This window comes from Bacteroides sp. An19, assembly GCF_002160215.1.
Lineage (GTDB): Bacteria > Bacteroidota > Bacteroidia > Bacteroidales > Bacteroidaceae > Phocaeicola > Phocaeicola intestinalis.
The window spans coordinates 1-3,687 of record NZ_NFKD01000120.1 but is presented as its reverse complement, the minus strand read 5'-3'; the positions used below and the strand labels follow the sequence as shown (position 1 = coordinate 3,687).

Genomic DNA, 3,687 nt, shown 5'->3' with positions numbered 1-3,687 from the left:
ACTCCTGAGTCAAATCAAAAAAAGATCCGTGTCCGTTTGTCAGCCGTTTATGTAATACCTCATCTGTCCGAATCAAACGTGACCTTGCTTGGCAAATTTAAACAATTATATTGAATACTCGTAATGTTCTTATTCAAATCTTTCGTCAGGTTGCCGTTTTTGTCGTTGTGTACTCGCTCGCCTGCTTTACGGCATCTTTGAACTCGAAACCGTTGTTGTAGGCTGCGGCAGTTGTAGCATCATCCACCCGTGTTATCAGATTGCTGCTCATCGTATAGGTCAGGTTGTCTATCAAGTCGTAACCGGTTGAGGAGGTCTGCCCGTAACGCTGCAAGCCCTTGATATTCCCGTTCAGGTCATAATCCGTAACCTTTTCCGTGAAACGGTTGGCGTTGCTACCGATATTTGTGACTTCGCCGTATGTAGCAGAAGTCAGCCGGCTCAAACCGTCGTAGGCAAACTTATACCCCCTTGTCGTACTTTCATTACCTGCCTTCCAAGTCATGCTGCTGATATTCCCGCCATATTGCGGTGTACCATTACCCGTATTATAGTACAGGTTCTGCGTCAGCTTGCTGCCGCTGATGCCTGTCAGCCAGTCACGGATGTTGTAGCTGTATGTCAGTTTGTTGGTTGTGCTGCCGTGCAGGCTTTTCGTTTTCAGCCTACCCAGTTCATCATACGTATTACTAACCAACGTAATTTCGGCATTGCTGTTCAGCTTATACTTCGTCATTGTTAACCGGCCTGCATGGTCGTATGTATAGGTATAAGTCTCGGTCTGTGTCGACTTGCCGCTGGCGGTATGCACGTGCTGACGCTTCACTGGGTCGCCGATGAAGTTATAGGCGACATACTCCACATCCGTTCCGCCCAAATGGTTCGTGCTCCTCGTCTGGATGATACGGCCGCGGTCATCGTAATAATAAGCCGTGTAGTCGTATCCTGCCACACCCGACGCATCCAGTCTTGCCGTAACCGTACCCGTCAACAACCCCTTGTAGCCGCCTGTATAACGGGTGCCGTAGCCAGAAGGGGGAGTGGCATAATTCAATGAAGTCGGGACGCCGTTTTTCCCGATAAACGCATAGTCGTCGTAGAAGTTCACACCGTGAAGTGTTGCGTTATTTAACGTCACGCCCGAAACCGTATGCCCGTACAGGCTGTTCGAGGCATTTGTGCGCTTCGCTTCCGTCACAATGTTAATGAACGGATAGTCATCGTAATAAAACATATTCTTGCAGACACCTTTCAGCAGGGTGCGCCCGAACACATCGGGAATCGTAAACGTCCACTCGCCACGTCCGCGTTGCTCACCGTCCTGAGAGAACACAAGACGTTCACCTTTGTCATAGATGTAATAAACGGCATCACAGCCGGGACGCTTCTCCATGATGCGCTTTGTAACGACAGATGTACTTACCTTTTAAGTTAACAGAAGTAAAAATACAGATTAATAATTAATTAAGTTATTGTTTGGATTTCAAAACTACCGTCCACATAGAACAATCCTCTTATTCTATTTTCAAGATAAATCAAAAATAGAACAAGAGGATTGAACAAATTACCATCTTAAATTCAAACTAATTCTTATCATCCCTTTAAGGCATATTTGATATTCTATCCGCAAGTACAAATGTTATAATAGGCACTTCATCACTTATCAAATAGGTCATGTATATTTTATGCAAAGACAATAAGTAGATAATATAATCTGTTTCAGACTTACTCCAACGATTGGATTTATATTCAGGGATGTAAGATATTTCATCTAAACACCAAGATTCACCTTTCCATTGAAAACAATTTTCTATTATGCCTTTAATTCCTTCATTACGATAGATTGAATCTATTCGAGGAACTACTATAATACGATTTTGTAAAGCTTCTTGATAGTAGGCCAAAGAAACATGAACAGGTAACTTTTGCTTAAACGCATCATACACTATCTCGCCTGCCTCAGCCGCATCCACTCCATCATGTTTACATATTTCCTCAACCAATGAAATACAACTCTCACACGCCAATATAATAGTAGAATCTGCTGTACAAATTTGTACTGGTAAAGGAATCTGCTGTCCATAGACACCCCAATTTTTAATTTCCCGTTCAAAAGCTATTTCCTTGCAGCCACTACATACTACGGTCAAAAACAGACAATTAGTTATCAATATTTTCAAAATTCTTTTCTCTTTTTTCATATCCTAAAGCTTCTCTTATTTTATTTTCCAACATCAATGAAGTACGTTCATTCTGCTCCATTTTAGTTTTTTCAACCTTATCTCCTTGTATGACTTTTTTTACATCAGAAGAAACAGCCTTACCATCCATCAAATCCTTTAAGTGTCCCATTTCATGTGCTAAACCAATTTTAGGATCACGTACCACACCATCCGGTCTCTCTTTCATATCAGGATCATAATATAAAGTTGCACCTTGACTTTCTCCTGGCACGATTTTTTCATCAGGAATAACATGGTTGCCAATTTTTGTTCCTTTGGGAGATTCCGATAAAGGAAGTACATCAAATACCAAATCACTATTTTCTAATTCTGCATAAACAGATTTAACGGTAGAATTAAGCTCATTATTTTGTTCAAACTGTTCAGAAACCTTTTCTATAAATTCAATTTTCATCCCGAGTGCAACACCTAAACGCTGCCAAAATGTTCCAATCCTTATCTTCTTACCATCCGGATCAACAAACCGAATGGGATCATTTAAACAATAACCGTAAGGTGAAGTCGAAGAATACTCTTCCGCCAACGGGTCAACACTCACAAACCTTCCCAAAGCAGCATCATAATGCCGTGCACCGTAATCATACCAGTTCAAGCCGTTCTTATTGTCGAACTCCTTACCATTATACTTATACGGCTGGACATTGTTCGTTGCCGCGAACACCTCGCCGAAAGGATAATAATGGTTCGTTTCCTCGACCGTCCCCGTTGAGCTGATGACCACACGGTTATTCCCCTGATGGTCTTTCAGATAATAATGGTATTTATTATCCGCCAAAGTAACATAACCCTCTTCCGTCAACAGGTATTTCTGCGTGCCGTTTTCATAGACCACATTCCCGCAATAGTCAGTCGTGGTGGCCGTACTCCCTGTCTTATGAACCGTGCGAAGCTTTGTGCCATCAGCCGCATACAGATAGGTTATCGTACTTCCGTCTTTAAACGTGACCTTGCTCGGCAAATTTAACGAATTGTATTGAATAGACGTAATATTCTTAGAAGCTGTTTTGATTTCATTCGATAAATTTGTTAAGCATGATTTGGATGAATGCAAGTTGTACCATAGCTTCCGCAGTTTCAGCAAGGAATTCGTAATCGATGGTCAGCCTTCTGAAGTTTTCCAGCCATGAGAAAGAGCGTTCCACAATCCAGCGTTTGGGCAGTACCTGAAATTTGGACGGACATTCGTCCGGTCTGAGTACGACCTCCAATATCCATCCGAATTTCTTCTTGACCCAATCAGCCAAATCTCCCCTGTAGCCTCCATCCGCCAATATTTTAACCAAGCGCGGAAATTTATAAGCGAGTTTTTCTATGGCTTGTGGGGCGCCCTTGCTGTCATGCAGGTTGGCTTCATGGATTGCGACGGCTAACGGAAGGCCGAGCGTATCGACTATGATGTGCTCTTTCCGTCCCTTGATTTTCTTGTTCCCGTCTATACCACGGT

At 42.6% G+C, this 3,687-nt stretch carries 3 protein-coding genes and 1 pseudogene; all 4 read right to left on the bottom strand.

Going from position 1 to position 3,687, the window contains the following annotated elements; translation table 11 throughout:
• Positions 1–145: 145 nt before the first annotated feature.
• Entirely contained in the window at positions 146–1,393 is a 1,248-nt protein-coding gene (locus B5F25_RS22280) for a hypothetical protein (RefSeq protein WP_206423575.1), read from the bottom strand.
• Positions 1,394–1,601: 208 nt separating this feature from the next.
• A complete protein-coding gene (locus B5F25_RS20655) occupies positions 1,602–2,201 on the bottom strand; it encodes a hypothetical protein (RefSeq protein WP_140407012.1) in 600 nt (199 codons plus the stop codon).
• Between the two features lie 487 nt (positions 2,202–2,688).
• Positions 2,689–3,240: pseudogene (locus B5F25_RS21380) on the bottom strand (RHS repeat-associated core domain-containing protein); the annotation flags it as partial.
• A gap of 13 nt (positions 3,241–3,253) precedes the next feature.
• A partial coding sequence (locus B5F25_RS20645) for an IS5 family transposase (RefSeq protein ID WP_140407011.1) occupies positions 3,254–3,687 on the bottom strand: 434 nt, incomplete at its 5' end.